Genomic DNA, 17,120 nt, shown 5'->3' with positions numbered 1-17,120 from the left:
GGTTATCTAAATGGGTTTGATCAAATTACTCGTTCTGCAACAATTAATGTAATCGATTGCACGAAAATAAATATTAATTATCAGTATGCAAATAAAAAAGACTAATTTTCATTAAAAAATCAGTTTTTAACAGTTAAATATGTCTGATTGATAAATTAAAGTGCCATTTTATGGCTTTTCTTCTTGTATATTCTACAGAAAAAGTGAGAAATATTAAAAATTATTCTAAATTGAAAACGATTACAACACCCTAATTGAAGATGCGCCAGAAAGAAAAGGTTACGATTTACGATATCTCAAAAAAACTAAATATTAGTGCTGCTACGGTATCGAGAGCTCTAAATGATAGTGATCGTGTGAGCTTGAAAACTAAGGAACTTGTTTTAAAAACCGCCAAGGAACTCAATTATCAACAAAACGCACTTGCCCTTGCTTTAAAAAGTGGTCGCACTTTTAACGTGGGAGTGGTTGTGCCGTATATCAATCACACGTTTTTTGCTTCGGTGATTCGCGGTATTGAGGAGGAGCTGGAACCAAAAGGATATCACGTGATCATCTGTCAAACGCACGAGAATGTAGAGAGCGAAGCCAAACAGATTAAAACCCTTCTCAATACGCATATAGACGGAATTTTTATTTCAGTTTCTAAAACCACAGAGAGCGTAAAACACATAAAGGAAGTTAGGGATGAAGGCGTACCACTGATCTTTTTTGACCGTAAAAAGGATATTTCAGGAGTGAGTTCGGTTACGATCAACGACTTTGAAGGGGCTTATGAAGCCACTACACACCTGATTCAACAAGGCTATACCAATATTGCGCACATAGGAGGCGATCATAAACTTGAGATTTACAAACACCGATATGACGGTTATATCGCTGCGCTTAAAGCACACAACCTACCCGTAAATGATGATCTTTTGCTGCAAGTAAACAGCACTGTTGAAGCCGGTATTGAGGCTGTTAAATCCCTTTTAAAAAACAACATTAGCTTTGATGCAATCTTCTCTGCCAGTGACTATGTTGCTTTAGGTAGTATGCGCGAGCTGCGTGCTAACGGCTTTAAAATCCCGGAAGATGTAGGCGTTGTGGGCTTTAGTAACGAGCCGTTTACCAAATATCTAGAACGCCCGTTAACGACTGTGGGGCAAACTCCTGTTCTGATGGGTCAGATAGCCGCTCAGGTTTTTCTGGAACAAATTACAGACGTTAAAAAGAATTTTAGGGTTGAGAAAAAAGTAGTGTTGAGTCCAGAGCTTTATACCCGAGATACTTCAATAAAAAAAGGAAGCTAAAAGAAGCTTCCTTTTTAATGCATTTCTATACTGTGATTTAAAGTGACACTCCTCTTTTCCACGGAATAAAATCATCCTGACCTAAAGCATCTGCCTTAGACTGGATCTCGCCACTCGCCACTTGAATTACGTGCTCTAAGATTTCTTCTCCCATCTCTTCAATGGTTTTTTCACCTCGAATAACACCACCACTATCAATATCTATAATATCGGGCATTCTGCGTGCCAAAGTGCTGTTTGAAGCCACTTTAAGCACAGGTGCGATAGGGTTTCCGGTAGGTGTGCCCAAACCAGTGGTAAATACGACAACACTCGCCCCAGAACCTACCATTGCCGTGGTGCTTTCTACATCATTACCCGGCGTACATAAAAGGTTCAACCCGGGCTTAGTGACATATTCTCCATAATCTAAAATCGCTTGAATAGGCGATGTCCCACCTTTTTTAGCAGCTCCGGCAGATTTCATCGCGTCAGTAATCAAGCCGTCTTTGATATTTCCCGGAGATGGATTCATATCAAATCCTGATCCCGCATCCACAGCAGATTTCTCGTAAGCTTTCATCAAGTACATAAAACGCTCGGCATCCTCATCAGAAACACAACGATTCACCAACTCCTGCTCTACTCCGCATAATTCAGGAAATTCAGAAAGTATGGGAGACCCGCCTACTGCCGCCAGAATATCTGAAGCATAACCCAAAGCCGGATTTGCAGAAATTCCCGAAAAACCGTCTGATCCACCGCATTCTAAGCCCATCTTCAGTTTTGAGATTGAGGCTGGTTTACGTTGAATTTGATTCGCTTTTTTGATGCCCTCAAAAGAGTCTTTAATGATTTTAGAAAGCATTTCATCTACTGTACCCTCCTGTTGCTGCTCATAGATCAGCACAGGTTTTTTAATAGCAGCGCTCTTTTCGGCCAAAGCTTGTTTGAAAATGTCAATTTGTAAATTTTGGCACCCTAAACTCAATACTGTAGCCCCGGCCACATTGGGGTTATTAACGTAGCCCGCAAGCAGTTTAGATAAAGAAACCGAATCTTGACGAATACCGCCACAGCCGCCTTGGTGTGTGATAAACTTCACTTGAATATTGTCAAAAATAGCCTGCTCTTCCTCTATTTCTGCAACCGCTGTATCTTCCGGTGCACCGCTGATCAAATTGCGTAACAATTGTCGCTGTTTACTGGCTTTGTGAAAAGAAAGCTCTTTTTCAAAAACATCTTTCAGCAGTTCTATATTTCGGTTTTCACAAAATACTAAAGGAAAAAATAACCAGATATTCTGCGTTCCCACTTGACCATCCTCCCGGTGATACCCCATAAAGGTTCGGTCTTTCCATTTTGAAATATCAGGTGCTGTCCACGAAGTTGTTTCTGTTTTTTTAGAAACTGAGTTCGCCTCGTGTTTTACATTCTCTGTAGTTAGCAAGCCTCCAAAATTAATCGCACTTAAAGCTTTTCCCACTAAAACCCCATACATATAGATAGGATCATTCACCTTAAAATCGGTCAATGCGATCTTATGCTTCGCTTTAGAATCGGTTAAAATTGCTATCGATTTTCCTTCAAAATCAACAGTATCTCCGGCATATAAATCTACCAAAGCTACAGCCACATTATCTTCAGGATGTACTTTTATCAACTTGCTTTTCATAGGTGCTTTACTTAAAAACAGTCTTTTAGACCGCATATTTTTTATAGGCTTCTTCTACGCCGTGCTCCTCAATCAACGCCAGAGCCGTAGTAACTTTTTGTTCTAATCCTGAAATCGCAGTTAAATCCTGATCCCAGAACCCAACATTGCTCAATACCTTTTGAGCCACTTTTGCATAGTCTTCGGTTTGCCAAGCTTCGTTGAAGAATGCTACAACCGCCTCATCATCTTTAATAGGTAATGCTTTACCCTTATAAGTGCCTTTATAAAAACGGATTAAACACGCCAATGCAAAGGTAAGATTTTCAGGCAATCGATTGTATTCTTTTTCAAAAGCTAAAAGACTAGGCAATACGCGAACTTTAAATTTAGACACCGTATTAAGCGCAATACTAGACAATAAGTGTTTGATGAACGGATTTCTAAATCGGTCAAAAACAGCATCTGCAAACTCTTGCAACTCTTCTTCAGAAAGATCTAAAGTTGGATTAATCTCTTTAAATACGGCATCTCGCACAAACTTTCCGGTAAATGCGTTATCTACAGTTTCCTTTACCGTTTCATTTCCGTAGAGCAATGAAAAAGGAACCATCGTCGTGTGTGCTCCGTTAAGAATACGCACTTTACGTGTACGGTAGGGTTGCATATCTTCAACGACCAAAACATTCTCGTCGATTTTATCAAACGGTATTTTTAGCTTTAATCGCGCGTCGCCTTCAATCACCCAAAGTAAAAATGTTTCGGCCGATACGATAAGATTATCTTTATACGCTAACTGACTTTGATACGCATCAATATCATCTTTAGGATACCCCGGAACAATGCGATCTACCAATGTATTATGAAAGCTATTGTGCTCTTCTACCCAGGTTTTAAATGCAGGCTCTAAGTCCCATAAATCTGCGTACTGCAAAATGATTTTCTTAAGGGTATCTGCATTATGATTGATCAATTCGCAAGGAATGATCGTCAATCCCATATCTGAAGCTCCTTCAAAATGAGTATAGCGCTTGTATAATAAAGCGGTTACTTTAGCCGGAAAACTTGAGTGTGGCGTGCCTGCAAGCGTATCATTCTCGTCAAAACTAATTCCTGCTTCGGTGGTGTTTGAAATTAAAAATTCTAGCTCTTCGCCACTGGCTAGTGCGAGATATTTATCGTAATCTGTATACGGATTCAGCCCCTCCTGCACACAGGAAATGGTGTGTATTTCTTCGGTTTCCTCGCCGTTTTTAATTCCTCTTAAAAATAAATTATAGAGTCCGTCTTGATCGTTAAGCATACTTACCATCCCACCTGGCAGCGGTTGGATCACCGCAACACCGGCATTAAAGTCTGCTTCTTTATTCAGTTTATCAATGATGTAATCTACAAAGGCTCTAAGAAAATTCCCTTCACCATATTGAATGACTTTAATAGGAAGTTTTTCGGTTAAACCTGTGTTTGCTCGAGTGAGATTTTTCATAGGGTTTATCTGGTTGATGCGTTAATTAATTATTCAAATAAAGAAGGCAACCACAGGCTTATCGCCGGAATAAAGGTTACCATCAATAAAACGATGGCCATTACTGCATAAAGGGGCAGCAGGGGTTTCATTATCTTCTGAATTGAAGTTTTTGCCACTCCTACTCCAATAAATAATACTGCGCCCACCGGCGGGGTACATAGTCCCACACAAAGGTTCATTACCATCATGATTCCAAATTGAACCGGCTCAACTCCCATACTGGTAACCACCGGAAGGAATATAGGCGTAAATATCAAGACTGCCGGAGTCATATCCATAAAAGTTCCTACAAAGAGTAAAAGAACGTTGATGATGATCAGGATAACAAGTTTATTGTCGCTAAGCGAAAGCAATGCTGAACTCACATTTTGAGGAATGTTCTCAAAAGACATTACCCACGACATACTCATTGATGTAGCAATCAAGAGCATCACAATCGCCGTGGTACCCACAGAGCTTAAGAAAATGCTCTTAAGACTCGAAATCTTTAATTCGCGGTATACAAACGAAAGCACTAAGCAATACAGCACTGCAATACCTGAGGCTTCAGTTGCTGTAAAAACCCCAGTTACAATTCCGCCAATTACAACGACTAGCAGCAACAAACTAGGCAAAGCATCTAAAAAGGTTTTGAGTATCGTCCCAAAACTACTGCGTTCACCTGCAGGGTATTTTTTCTTTTTGATCCAGAAGGTAGCCACTAACATTAGTGCAAGTCCCATTAAAATTCCGGGGATATATCCTGCAAGGAATAATGAAGCGATAGAGACACCGCCGCTCGCGAGCGAATATACGATCAATACATTAGAAGGTGGAATGATCAATCCTGTGGTCGAAGCCGTAATATTGATTGCCGCTCCAAATTCTTTAGAGTAATTTTCTTTTTCCATAAAGGGTCCTAAAATCCCTCCAATCGCTGAAGTTGCTGCTACCGCAGAACCTGAAATTGCACCAAAAAGCATCGCTGCAATAACATTCACATAGATCAGTCCTCCGGGTAGTGCGCCCATAAGCGCTTTAGCAAAATTAATAAGTCGTAGCGCTATTCCGCCTTGATTCATAATTTGACCGGCAAGCACAAACAAAGGGATTGCCAATAGCGAAAAACTATCTAAACCGGTAGCCATACGCTGAGCAATTGTGGTGACACTGGCTAGCGAATCAATAGAGACCATAATGGTCAATAAACAGGAAATCCCAATAGACCAAGCCACAGGAACCCCAATACCCAGAAGCACAAAGAAAACCAGTACCAGAATTAATACTTCTATCATGATGCTAAATATTTTTGAGGGTTCGCTAATTCGATGATCTTATACCAAATAATCAATGCGCCACTTATGGGTAATACGGCATAAACAAAACCAAGCGGCAAGCCTAGTGCTGCAGAATATTGCCCAAGTTCGAAATTCACGTAAACCAAATTGATGCCGCCAACGATCAAAGCAAAAAGCGCGAATAAAATGATCAAAATATTAATCCCCATTCGCAGTTTAATCCGGTTTTTGATGTTGAGTTTAGGCGGAATTATGTTAATCGCTAAGTGATCTTGTTGCCCGGCAGCATAAGCCGCTCCCAAAATACCGATCCAGATCAGCAAGAAGCGTGCGATTTCTTCCGTAAACGAACTAGCAGCTTGTAACACATATCTAGAAAAGACCTGCCATAGCACAGCGATAACGATTGAAGCCATCAAAAAAACCAAGATACCTCCTAAAATTTTGTCTAATCTTTTTTTCATACTCTAATTGGTTTTAATGGCTTGAATTTGTTCTATTAGTTTTTTCATCTCAGGATTCTGAGAAAACTCCTCATACATTGATTTCACACGATTGCGAAACGGTTCTTTATCTGGTGTAATTACCTCTACTCCGGCCTTCTTGATTTCGGCAAGCGCTTCCATTTCGGCTTCGTGCCAAATTTCCTTTTCAAAAGCTAGGGATTCATCAGCAGCCTCTTTCACCCAGCGCTGTTCTTCTTCAGAAAGATCATCCCAGATAAGCGTGCTTATCAACAACTCATCAGGTAGCGCAGTGTGCTCGTCCACTACAAAGTATTTACATACCTCATAATGATGCGACAGGTAAAAACTAGGCAAGTTATTTTCTGCACCATCCACAACCCCTTGTTGCAAAGCTGTGTAGAGTTCGCCCCAGGCAATTGGCGTAGGAGAACCTCCAAGGTTTTTAACCATATTCATCGCCGTCTGACTTTCCATCACACGTAGTTTTAGGCCTTTTAGATCTTCAGGGGTTTCTACGGGTTTTTTAGTATAAAAGCTGCGGCTACCGGCGTCGTAAAACGTCAAGCCTTTTAGGCGCTGCGGTATACTCGAACTTAGCAGCTGCTCCCCGATCTCACCTTCTAAAACCGCAAACCGATGCTCTGCATCTCTAAACAAAAAAGGAAGACCAAATACTTTAAGTTGCGGTGCAAAATTCTCAAGTACACCGGTGGACACTTTAGTCATCCCCAAACTTCCTATTTGCAATAGTTCTAGACATTCGCGCTCAGAACCCAATTGCTGGCTGGGGTAAATATCTAAACTGAGCTTTCCGGCCGATTTTTCTTTGAGACGCTCGCCCATAAAAACCATCGCCTTATGTACCGGGTGCGACACATCAAGACCATGCGCCAGTTTGATCACGCGAGAATCTGAAGCTTCTTTACAAGCAGTCTGGCATACAAGGCCAACTACGGCAAGAACTATTAAAATAAAATTCTTCAGCCTGCTCATGAGCGTAATTTTTTAACAAGATCAAGCGCCGAGCTGATCGTTTGCGTGATCGCAGCATAATCGTAGGCTCCTTCTGTATTTTTCACAAAAAGTTTAGACCCGATCCCCACGCAGTGTACTCCGGCTGCAAGCCACTCTTTTAAGTTTTCTTCGGTAGGGCTCACACCACCTGTAGGCATTATACTAGCCCAAGGTAAAGGTCCTTTTACTCCTTTTACAAAAGCAGGACCACCTACCTGTGCTCCCGGAAAGATCTTAACGACCTCAGCACCCAACTCTTCAGCATAAGAAATTTCAGTAACCGAACCGCAACCCGGCATCCAGGCTACTTTTCTACGGTTACAGGCTTTTGCCATTTCAGGATTGACAATTGGAGAAACAATAAAGTCTGCTCCCAATTGAAGATATAAGGATGTGGTTCCTGCATCTAGCACAGAACCTACTCCCATCATCATCCCTTGCAGTTCTGCCTTAGCATATTTATTTAAATCAGCAAAAACTTCGTGAGCAAAGTCTCCGCGATTGGTAAACTCAAAAGTGCGTAAGCCTGCATCATAACAAGCTTTTAAAACCTGCTTACAAACCGCTATGTCAGCATTATAAAAAACCGGAACAATTCCGTTTTCTTTCATCTGAAGCACCACTTCTATACGTGAATATTTAGCCATTAATTATTGTTTTATCTTTTAATTCTTCCACCGGTATTTCCTTGCATCACCTCGTTGATTTCAGCAACAGAAACCAGATTCACATCTCCTAAAATGGTGTGCTTTAATGCACACGCCGCGTTGGCAAAATTCAGTGCTTTTTCGGCATCAAAATGCAGCAAACCGTATATGAGTCCGGCTGCGTAAGCATCTCCAGTTCCAATTCGATCCACCACCTGTGTAATTTCTAATTCTGATGTTTCAAAATAGGTATTCTCTACCCAAGCTCTTCCGTAGATCTTTTGCCAGGAAGCGCTCAAACCGGTTCTGATCTTATCAAAAACCTGTGTAATGCTCGGGCATTCTTCCATCAACTTTTTACTGGCTGCGATAAATCCATCTTGGTCTAGCCCATAAGAAGTTCCAAGAATTTCATTGATCTCATTTACACCACCAATAAAAATGGTAGATAGACTTACTAATTCTTTTAAGACCTCTTGTCCTTTTCGCCCATACTGCCATAAATTACTGCGGTATGCGGGATCTGCAGTAATCTGCAAACCTCTTTCTTTCGCAGATACAAGCCCAGCTTTTAAGGCTTGATATGCCGCTTCTGAAATCGCCGGGGTAATTCCTGTCCAATGAAAAAATTGAGCATTCTCAAAAATGGTATCCCAAGCTATGTTTTCAGGCTGAATGTTTGCAAACGATCCGTTTAAACGGTTGTATGCAATCTGACTGCTACGCATTCCCGAACCAACTTCAAGTATGTATTGGCCTATAGGATGTGCGACTTTCTGAACATCAGCAACATCAAGACCATAGTGTCGCATATTTGCAAGGGCGGCTTCGCCCACTAGGTCGTCAGAAACAGCGGTTATATGTTTTACCGACTCTCCTAAAACGGCTAGAGAAGCCCCAACATTCATTTCGGTACCGCCAAAGAAAAAATCTAACGACTTGGCCTGCGTCAATTTTCGGTTTTCTGCAGGTGACAATCGTAGCAGCACTTCGCCAAAGGTGATTATGTCTGGAGTGTTACGCATTAGATTCTAGAAGTTGAAATATTCTTTAGCATTGTGATAACTGATATTGGCAATTGTCTGCCCTACCAAATCCATATCATTTGGGATTTCGCCCGAAGCGATTTCTTTACCAAACAGATTACAAAGCACACGTCTAAAATATTCGTGTCTCGGAAATGACAAAAAGCTTCGGCTGTCTGTTAACATCCCAACAAAACAACTGATCAAGCCCATATTAGAAAGCGCGTTCATTTGCTTTTCCATTCCGTCTTTCTGATCTAAAAACCACCATCCGGAACCTAATTGAACTTTCCCTTTAACGCTTCCGTCATTAAAATTACCAATCATCGTAGCCATCACTTCATTGTCTGAAGGATTGAGGTTGTAGATTATGGTTTTAGTCAATTTATCGTTGCTGTCAAGGGCATTTAAAAATCCTGATAAGGCTTCTGCTTGAGAATAATCCCCAATAGAATCCCAACCGGTATCTGGCCCCAATTGCGCCAGCATACGCTTATTATTGTTACGCAAAGCACCAAGGTGAAATTGCTGCACCCATCCTAATTCGTGATAGGTTTCTCCTAAAAAGAGTAAAATGGCTGTCTTAAATTTTTCAATTTCTACGGAAGACAAACTGGCACCCCCACGGCGTTTCTTAAAAATTTCTTGAATTTCCGAAGCTGTAAATGCTGTCCACGAAATTTGATTTAAGCCGTGGTCGCAAAGTCGGCATCCATTTTTATGAAAAAAGTCGATACGCCGACGTAAAGCTTCCTGTAAATCTGCATACAATACAATTGAAACTCCGGAAACTTCAGCCAACTTATCAAGATACGTATTAAAACCTTCGGCTTCTATTAAAATCGCTTTATCCGGTCTAAAAGCGGTGCTCATCTTGAGTCCGCCATCAGCGCCATCATAAGCCTGATGATGTTTTAAGGTATCTAAAGGATCTTCGGTAGTACAAACAGTTTCTACATTCATTTGGGTCAATAACCCGCGACAGCTGTTTTCTTTAAGCTGTAACTGGCGATTCACTTCTTTATAAATTTCCGGACCGCTGTGTTCATTAAGCAGCTCATCAATATCAAAATAACGCTTCAATTCTAAATGCGTCCAGTGATACAATGGATTACGCAACGTGTGCGGAACAGTTTTGGCCCAAGCCATAAACTTCTCTTCATCTGAAGAATCACCCGTAATAAAACGCTCATTTACACCAAAGGTGCGCATCGCACGCCACTTATAGTGATCTCCGTTAAGCCACACCCTTGAGATGTTCTCAAATTGTCTATCAGCCACGATCTCTGCCGGTGGCAAATGATTGTGGTAGTCAATAATAGGCTGCGGAGCAGCGTATTTATGATAAAGTTCTTCAGCATATTTATTTTCTAAAAGAAAGCTGTCTTTTATAAATGTGTTTTTAACCTGTGCTGCTGTACTTGTACTCATGATCTTAAATTTTTATGATGAGATTATCTTCCCATCCAACCGCCATCTACGGTCATTACGGTTCCGCTCATATAGTCGCTGGCTTGAGAAGCCAAGAATATGATCGGTCCTTTAAAGTCTTCGGGTTTCCCCCATCTTCCTGCCGGAATTCTCGCCAAAATTGAACTGCTACGATCAGGATCGTCGCGTAATGCTTCGGTATTATCTGTTGCGATATATCCCGGAGCAATCGCATTAACCTGAACGCCTTTACCGGCCCATTCATTAGACAAAGCCATAGTAAGTTGACCAATCGCTCCTTTTGAAGCCGCATAACCAGGGACGGTAATACCGCCTTGAAAGGTTAACAAAGACGCGGTAAAAATGATCTTTCCGCTGCCGCGTTTTACCATTTCTTTACCCAACTCACGACTTAAAATAAACTGCGCATTCTGGTTTACTTCAATTACTTTATCCCAGTATTCGTCGCTGTGTTCTGCTGCCGGAGCACGTAAAATCGTACCGGCGTTATTGACTAAAATATCTATAGAATCATTTTCTGATTTTACCTTTTCTATAAAGGCATAGAGCGATTTACGATCTGAAAAATCACATTGATATCCTTTAAAACTGCTTCCAGCGGCTTTCACCGCCTTTTCAATCGCTGATCCCGAAGTTTCTAAAGAAGCTGAAACTCCAAGAATATCAGCTCCGGCTTCGGCTAAAGCTTCAGCCATCGCGAAGCCTATTCCTCGTTTGCATCCGGTGACTAGTGCAGTCTTTCCTTTTAAACTGAATAAACTCATCTTATTTTAAATCTTCTGGTGAAACGCCATCCATATCGCCGTAATCCATATTCTCACCGGCCATTCCCCAAATAAACGTATAGTTTGAGGTACCTGCGCCAGAATGAATGGACCATTCTGGTGAAATGATCGCCTGGTGATTTTTCATAAATACGTGACGGGTCTCGTCTGGCTGTCCCATAAAGTGACTTATGGTTTGCCCTTCTTCAAGATCAAAATAGAAGTATACTTCCATTCTTCGGGTATGAGTATGCGCCGGCATCGTGTTCCAAACATTACCTTCTTGCAGCTCTGTCATCCCCATTTGAAGTTGACACGTATCAACCACACTATTAACTAATAATTTATTAATCACACGTTTGTTAGAATATTTTGTATCACCCAGTTCTACAATTTCGGCTTCTTTTTTAGTTACCTTTTTTGTTGGATACGCGTGATGTGCAGGTGCCGAATTGATATAAAAATACGGCTGCTCCTCAGTAGCCTCAAATACAACCTCTTTCACACCTTTACCTACGTAAAGTGCTTCCTTATTACCCAATTCATAAACCTCACCATCAACGGTGATTTTACCTTTTCCTCCTACATTGATAACTCCTAATTCGCGACGATCAAGAAAATGCTCAGCTTTTAGATCATCTATAGGCTCAAGTTTTACCGCTTGATCAACAGGAAATGCACCTCCGGCGATATACCTGTCATACATTGTATAGGTAAGATTGATCTCATTTTTAACGAACAACTCCGGAATTAAAAAATGCTCTCTAAGTTCTTTAGTAGTATATCTTTTTACATCCTCAGGATGATGTGCGTATCTAAATTCTGATTTTGTCATGGAATTATTTTTTCTGTTTACACTTTAAGTTATCTCTCAAAGCTACAATTCTATTTTTTAAATGTAAAATTTACATTTTATTTAAATGGAACATTGAATTTCTATAAACCCAAATTTAAAAAGGTTGTGTGCTTTCCTTATCCTGTACTGTATGGTATGCCTATTCTAAAACCCCATGGTTATCAAGTTTAGCAAGTTTTTCCGCTAAATCTTTTTCAAAAGCTTCTTTCGATTTAATACCATTTCGCTCTTGATCCCAGGCACTTAGAATGTAATAGGTTTGCGTTTCGGTTGAAGGGTTAAATACTACCAAATGATCGTGCGGACCGTCAACAACCTCTGCATCTTCGGTTTTGTAAAAAATTGCCATACCCAGCTGGTCCTGCTCTCCTGCTAATGTTTGCACGCCATAAGTTGCGATGTAGGCCCAAGACCCATCCTCACTTGTTCCTTGCATTAAAGGAATCTCCTCAAACTTCACAATACCGGTAGCTAAGCCATCAAAAGAAATACTGGGTGTGAGTTCGGCTTTCAAAAAGCGATCTTCAGGAAAAATACTGATAACCGACTTCAGGTCTGTTGTAACGTCACCGGTTTTCCAACCTTCATAATTAATTGCCACACTTGATTGAGAAGCTTCGTTATTCACTTTTACGCTGGTTTTCTGAACTTCATTGAAGTGTGCTATGGTATCACCGGTAAATCTTCCGTAGCCGCCAATCCCCATAGATTTCCCGGCTTTTAAAATATCCTGCCCCCAAGGTGCATTATTATGATAGGAGTCAAAACCATCTGTCCCCACGTAAGGAAGCACTAGAGTATCTACTTTTTTACCAAAAATATCTATCGCATTTCTCCAATCTAAATACAGACGGTATGCGGTTTGCTTATTTTCCCATCCCGGACCTTCATAGCGTATGTACCAAGAATGATCGGTATGTTCCTCAGGAACTACAAGTTCGTCTACATTCTCAAAAGATCCGTCAATGTATTCTCGTGTATCTTCTTTCCAGCTACCGCCTTTTTTTACCGATATTTCAGCATAGGTTTCCGGAGCAACTTCTTCTATTTCAATAATTTCCTCAATAGTGTTTTTTTCTTCCTTTTCTTTACAAGCTACAAGCGCTGCTAAGGCAAAAGCTCCTGATAAAATTCTAGTTTTCATTTTTTTTGATTCTTGTTTGATTAGCGATCTAGTTGAAGTGCAGCCATAATAAACGGACCTGTTCCTTTTGGGTCGTTGTCTTTTTGACGCTCATTTACATAATACTCAAACGAACCATCGCGATACGGATCTCCTCCTAAGCCGGCTACGGCACACACCTGAGTCAGGGTAATCGTTCCATCATCATTGCGTACAATGAGTTCTTGCGTTAAGCCGTCAAAAGCTTTATTGGCTACAGCTTTAAAACGCTGATCAAGATAGCCTTTATTCACTCCTTTTGCAATTGCATAAGCAAACATAGAAGAACCGGATGCCTCTAAATAGTTCCCTTCTTTGTCTCCCATCGTAGGCACTTGATACCATAAACCACTTTCATGTTGATAAGGAATTAAAGCTTCGGTGAGCTGTTGTAAGTAAGAAATCAGCTCCTTTCGTTTAGGATGTTCTTCCGGGAAATAATCTAACACATCAACCAAAGCCATCATGTACCAACCTAATGATCTGGACCAAAAGTTAGGCGACACGCCGGTTTCTTGATCAGCCCATTGCTGCTCTTTGCTTTCATCCCAACCGTGATAAAGTAATTGAGTTTCAGGATCGATCGCGTGCTCTTGAATCAAGTCAAACTGTTTAGCAACATCATTTAAATTTTCAGGATCACCGAAAGTGACTGCGTACTGGGCGTAAAAAGGCGCTCCCATATACAAACCATCTAACCACATCTGACTTGGATAGCGTTTTTTATGCCAAAAACCGCCTTGTGATGTTCTGGGATGTTCTGCCAATTGCTTTCTCAATAATTGCATCGCCTTCAGATATTTTTCGTTCCCAGAGCGCTCGTAAACCTCAAACAGCAATTTACCGGCATTAATCATATCTATGTTGTAATCGTCCAGCGTATAGGTTTGAATACTTCCGTCCTCGTTGATCAACTGATCAGCATAATCAGCCACATAATCGTAATACGCAACAGAATCTGTCACCATCTCAAGATCAAGAAAAGCTTTTAATACCAGTCCGTGTACATAATCCCATTTTGCCGTGGTTCGGTCATCAATTTGATAGCCTTCCGGGAATCTATGCCTGATAGACTCAGCCATTTGAACAGACCATTTTTTACCTTCCAGAGACAAACTTTCGGTGACTGCTTTATCGTCTTGCGATTCTTGTTTGGCAGATTGTTTACAAGAACTGCTAAGCCCTATTAAAAGGATGAGCACAGCATAAAAGACACTTGATTTCTTCATAAGATTAGTAATAACGGATTACGAAAACGATTTCAATTTCAGTATGTAAAAAATACAATCGATTGCACAAACATAATATACTATTTATTGTTATCCAAAGAATTTTGTTTATAAACTGAATTTTCGTAGATTTTTAACTAAAAAAAATGCCTGCTCAATAGAAGAAATGTGACGAATTTACCAGGAATTGACAATTCAAATCTTTAAGCAAATACTGTTTTGATCCTCTCCAAAACCAACAAACAATTAAAAATGATCAGTTTTTGCAAAGTATTCTCATCAAACTTCTAAAATTTATCATAAAAAATAAAATAAATGTAAATCATACACTATCCTGCATATTCTCTGACTTCAACGCGCATCAACCCACCTCTAACCCCCACAACTAAATGCATTTAGCATATTTTAAGCAGGTTAGAGCAGGATAGTCAAAATTAGATTTCCTAATACATTTGGGTTGTTAATAAATTTAACAAGTCACACAGATGGAGCTCCCCCTAATCCATCTATCAATTCATCAGCTATAAATCAATTAAATGAATAGACCATTACTCACGCACATCTTATTTCTCTGTTGCGCAATCGTTATCGCTAGTTGCAGCTCTAAAGAATTTGATGAATATTATGCAAGACCCGATGACCTTGAGGAGCCTATTTATCAACAATTAGAAGCTCGAGGAAATTTTACTGTGCTTACACAACTTATTGAAAAAGCCAATTACAAAGACATCTTAGGAAAAGCTGGTTACTGGACCATGATCGCCCCAAACGATGAGGCTTTTGAGCGTTTCTTTCAAGAACAAGGTATCGCTAACGTTAGTGCAATCGATTCCGTCTTAGCAAACAAGATCGTTAGATACGCGCTTATCTATAATGCCTTCAGAACAGAGCGTCTTTCAGACTATCAATCTAATACAGGCTGGGAAGAAGACAACGCATTTAGAAGAAGAACCGCCTATTATGATGGTTTTGAAGTCAAAACAGTAGATGGAAACGAAATCGTTGTCGCCGGTTCTAACCGGAATAATGCTCCTGACGGCGACCCTTACATTCCCGGGGACAACAACAATAAATACCTCACCTATTTTGTAGATGAATATATGACCGCCAATGGCTTAGGAGCCTTTGATTACAATTATTTCTTCCCGGGGCAATCGTATACAGGCTTTAATGTACTGAGCTCTTCAATGGTCAATGCTGATATTGTAGCAGAAAACGGGATCATTCACGAAGTTGATGAAGTTTCGCTTCCGTTAATCAATCTCGATCAAAAGCTTGAAACCAGCAGCGAATACAGCCTTTTTAGAAGTATCCTTGAGGACAATCTTGTAAACTATGTGTTTGATCAGGATGCGACCACTACCTATCAGAATTTTACTAGAAATACAGATCAGGTTTACATAAAAGTATATGACCCTGCGCTATCCTTTTCACCAAATAATGAAAACTACCTTAAAGAAGCAGACAATGATGGGCAGAGCGATGCTTACACCATGTTTGTTCCTGAAAATAGCGTTCTGCAAAGCTTTATTGATGAAGTTTTGCTCAAGAATTATGCATCGCTAGACTTACTCCCTAAATATGTTTTTGAGGATTTTGTGAATGCGCATATGGTACAAAATGCAGTCTGGCCTTCGCTTGTGGAAGCCTATAGTAATGCACTAGAAGAAGATATACGCATTGATTTAAGCACTGAAGTAAATGAAGCTCAAGTTTTGAGCAATGGCTTCTTCTATGGCACCAATAAGGTACAAGAGTCTAACTTATTTTTTAGTGTATATACGTCAGCGTATTTAGATCCTGAATTTACCTTAGCGACACGTTTGTATAATGATGGTTCAGGCTATCGCGAAATCATAAGCAATATCAATAGCAGATACACGCTGTTCCTGCCGTCTGATGATGTTCTAAGAGATTTAGGTTACGATTACAACATTAACCGTGAAGAATGGGTGTATACAAATCCTGCTACCGGAAACACCGTGGCCGGTACTATTGCCAGGTCTCGTTTGCTGCGCGTGCTTTATAACGGAATTATCCCCACGCCTAATGACGAACTTAATGACCTTTCCGGTTCAGGAATCATTCGTTCCGGTGATTTTGACCTTCCGGGAGAATATATTAAATGGGAAAACAATACGGTCTTTGCTGCCGGAAATGAGGTCTTAGGAAACCGAGTAAACATTATAGGGTTTGAAGATCAGCGTAACGGCCGCACCTATTATATTGACAATTTACTGGAATTTAGTGAAGAAGCGCCCGGTTTAGATATTATGCGCCTGGCGGAAGAACCTGATTCAGAATACAGCAATTTTTATAATTATCTGGAGAATTCTTTACTCTATGATCCCGCTGCCGGAAGCATTACCGGTGTTGAACTCGGTACATCTTACACCTTTGTGGTACCCAATAATGCTGCTATTGAACAAGCAGTACGAGATGGAGTCCTACCGGGTGATTCCACAACGGGAATCCCTGACTTTAACCCCTCAAACGGTGGGCAACAGGATCAGGTAGCAGACTTTATACGTTACCACATTCTTGCCACCCGAACCGCTTCAGACGATGGTTTGATCAGCGGCCAGATAGAAACTTTACGTAGAGATGGCATTGGAGAAAAAACCTATATCGGTTTAATAACCGGCCCTGGCGAACTGAGCTTTGTAGATTCCGCAGGACGCATCACCGATTATATTCCCAGCGCCAGCAACAACCTTGCAGATCGCAGTTTAATACACCTAGTAGATAACTACCTTTTATATACAGAATAA

At 40.6% G+C, this 17,120-nt stretch carries 14 protein-coding genes; 2 read left to right on the top strand and 12 right to left on the bottom strand.

All coding sequences use genetic code 11. From position 1 onward, the window contains the following. Window positions 1-260: 260 nt before the first annotated feature. Window positions 261-1,295, top strand: a complete 1,035-nt coding sequence (locus HCN54_RS02270) for a LacI family DNA-binding transcriptional regulator (protein ID WP_167596364.1) — start codon at window positions 261-263, stop codon at window positions 1,293-1,295. Window positions 1,296-1,332: 37 nt separating this feature from the next. On the opposite strand, the gene HCN54_RS02265 is transcribed toward HCN54_RS02270, so the two are convergent. From HCN54_RS02265 to HCN54_RS02210, 12 genes are all read right to left on the bottom strand, one after another. Then, window positions 1,333-2,949 carry a UxaA family hydrolase gene (locus HCN54_RS02265; RefSeq protein WP_167596363.1) on the bottom strand — a complete coding sequence of 539 codons (1,617 nt, stop codon included), beginning with the start codon at window positions 2,947-2,949 and terminating at the stop codon, window positions 1,333-1,335. A gap of 25 nt (window positions 2,950-2,974) precedes the next feature. Continuing rightward, entirely contained in the window at window positions 2,975-4,414 is a 1,440-nt protein-coding gene (locus HCN54_RS02260) for a tagaturonate reductase (protein ID WP_167596362.1), read from the bottom strand. Between the two features lie 29 nt (window positions 4,415-4,443). Then, window positions 4,444-5,730, bottom strand: a complete 1,287-nt coding sequence (locus HCN54_RS02255) for a TRAP transporter large permease (protein WP_167596361.1) — start codon at window positions 5,728-5,730, stop codon at window positions 4,444-4,446. Next, window positions 5,727-6,197, bottom strand: coding sequence for a TRAP transporter small permease (locus tag HCN54_RS02250; protein WP_167596360.1), 471 nt, complete (start codon window positions 6,195-6,197; stop codon window positions 5,727-5,729). Before HCN54_RS02250 ends, HCN54_RS02255 begins: the two co-directional genes overlap by 4 nt. Window positions 6,198-6,200: 3 nt before the next feature. Beyond that, a complete protein-coding gene (locus HCN54_RS02245; protein WP_167596359.1) occupies window positions 6,201-7,193 on the bottom strand; it encodes a TRAP transporter substrate-binding protein in 993 nt (330 codons plus the stop codon). Beyond that, on the bottom strand, window positions 7,190-7,861 hold the full coding sequence (locus tag HCN54_RS02240; RefSeq protein WP_167596358.1) for a bifunctional 4-hydroxy-2-oxoglutarate aldolase/2-dehydro-3-deoxy-phosphogluconate aldolase: 672 nt from the start codon (window positions 7,859-7,861) through the stop codon (window positions 7,190-7,192). The genes HCN54_RS02245 and HCN54_RS02240 overlap by 4 nt, the downstream gene beginning before the upstream one ends. A gap of 11 nt (window positions 7,862-7,872) precedes the next feature. Then, window positions 7,873-8,886, bottom strand: a complete 1,014-nt coding sequence (locus HCN54_RS02235) for a sugar kinase (RefSeq protein ID WP_167596357.1) — start codon at window positions 8,884-8,886, stop codon at window positions 7,873-7,875. Between the two features lie 6 nt (window positions 8,887-8,892). Further along, window positions 8,893-10,317: a glucuronate isomerase gene (uxaC, locus tag HCN54_RS02230; protein WP_167596356.1), complete on the bottom strand. Its 1,425-nt coding sequence runs from the start codon at window positions 10,315-10,317 to the stop codon at window positions 8,893-8,895. A 23-nt stretch (window positions 10,318-10,340) separates the two neighbouring features. Beyond that, window positions 10,341-11,102: an SDR family NAD(P)-dependent oxidoreductase gene (locus HCN54_RS02225; protein ID WP_167596355.1), complete on the bottom strand. Its 762-nt coding sequence runs from the start codon at window positions 11,100-11,102 to the stop codon at window positions 10,341-10,343. 1 nt (window position 11,103) lies between these two features. Next, window positions 11,104-11,937 carry a 5-dehydro-4-deoxy-D-glucuronate isomerase gene (kduI, locus tag HCN54_RS02220; protein WP_072983945.1) on the bottom strand — a complete coding sequence of 278 codons (834 nt, stop codon included), beginning with the start codon at window positions 11,935-11,937 and terminating at the stop codon, window positions 11,104-11,106. A gap of 160 nt (window positions 11,938-12,097) precedes the next feature. Then, window positions 12,098-13,102, bottom strand: coding sequence for a DUF4861 family protein (locus HCN54_RS02215; RefSeq protein ID WP_167596354.1), 1,005 nt, complete (start codon window positions 13,100-13,102; stop codon window positions 12,098-12,100). Window positions 13,103-13,122: 20 nt separating this feature from the next. Continuing rightward, on the bottom strand, window positions 13,123-14,349 hold the full coding sequence (locus tag HCN54_RS02210) for a glycoside hydrolase family 105 protein (RefSeq protein ID WP_167596353.1): 1,227 nt from the start codon (window positions 14,347-14,349) through the stop codon (window positions 13,123-13,125). A 536-nt stretch (window positions 14,350-14,885) separates the two neighbouring features. On the opposite strand from HCN54_RS02210, the gene HCN54_RS02205 reads away from it, so the two are divergent. After that, entirely contained in the window at window positions 14,886-17,120 is a 2,235-nt protein-coding gene (locus tag HCN54_RS02205) for a fasciclin domain-containing protein (RefSeq protein ID WP_167596352.1), read from the top strand.

Source organism: Leeuwenhoekiella sp. ZYFB001, assembly GCF_011784865.1.
Lineage (GTDB): Bacteria > Bacteroidota > Bacteroidia > Flavobacteriales > Flavobacteriaceae > Leeuwenhoekiella > Leeuwenhoekiella palythoae.
This window is presented reverse-complemented; position numbering and strand designations above follow the sequence as displayed.

Coding starts and splice junctions, on each gene's coding strand:
- HCN54_RS02270 (WP_167596364.1), top strand. CDS start 261: ATGCGCCAGAAAGAAAAGGTTACGATTTACGATATCTCAAAAAAACTA.
- HCN54_RS02265 (WP_167596363.1), bottom strand. CDS start 2,949: ATGAAAAGCAAGTTGATAAAAGTACATCCTGAAGATAATGTGGCTGTA.
- HCN54_RS02260 (WP_167596362.1), bottom strand. CDS start 4,414: ATGAAAAATCTCACTCGAGCAAACACAGGTTTAACCGAAAAACTTCCT.
- HCN54_RS02255 (WP_167596361.1), bottom strand. CDS start 5,730: ATGATAGAAGTATTAATTCTGGTACTGGTTTTCTTTGTGCTTCTGGGT.
- HCN54_RS02250 (WP_167596360.1), bottom strand. CDS start 6,197: ATGAAAAAAAGATTAGACAAAATTTTAGGAGGTATCTTGGTTTTTTTG.
- HCN54_RS02245 (WP_167596359.1), bottom strand. CDS start 7,193: ATGAGCAGGCTGAAGAATTTTATTTTAATAGTTCTTGCCGTAGTTGGC.
- HCN54_RS02240 (WP_167596358.1), bottom strand. CDS start 7,861: ATGGCTAAATATTCACGTATAGAAGTGGTGCTTCAGATGAAAGAAAAC.
- HCN54_RS02235 (WP_167596357.1), bottom strand. CDS start 8,886: ATGCGTAACACTCCAGACATAATCACCTTTGGCGAAGTGCTGCTACGA.
- uxaC (WP_167596356.1), bottom strand. CDS start 10,317: ATGAGTACAAGTACAGCAGCACAGGTTAAAAACACATTTATAAAAGAC.
- HCN54_RS02225 (WP_167596355.1), bottom strand. CDS start 11,102: ATGAGTTTATTCAGTTTAAAAGGAAAGACTGCACTAGTCACCGGATGC.
- kduI (WP_072983945.1), bottom strand. CDS start 11,937: ATGACAAAATCAGAATTTAGATACGCACATCATCCTGAGGATGTAAAA.
- HCN54_RS02215 (WP_167596354.1), bottom strand. CDS start 13,102: ATGAAAACTAGAATTTTATCAGGAGCTTTTGCCTTAGCAGCGCTTGTA.
- HCN54_RS02210 (WP_167596353.1), bottom strand. CDS start 14,349: ATGAAGAAATCAAGTGTCTTTTATGCTGTGCTCATCCTTTTAATAGGG.
- HCN54_RS02205 (WP_167596352.1), top strand. CDS start 14,886: ATGAATAGACCATTACTCACGCACATCTTATTTCTCTGTTGCGCAATC.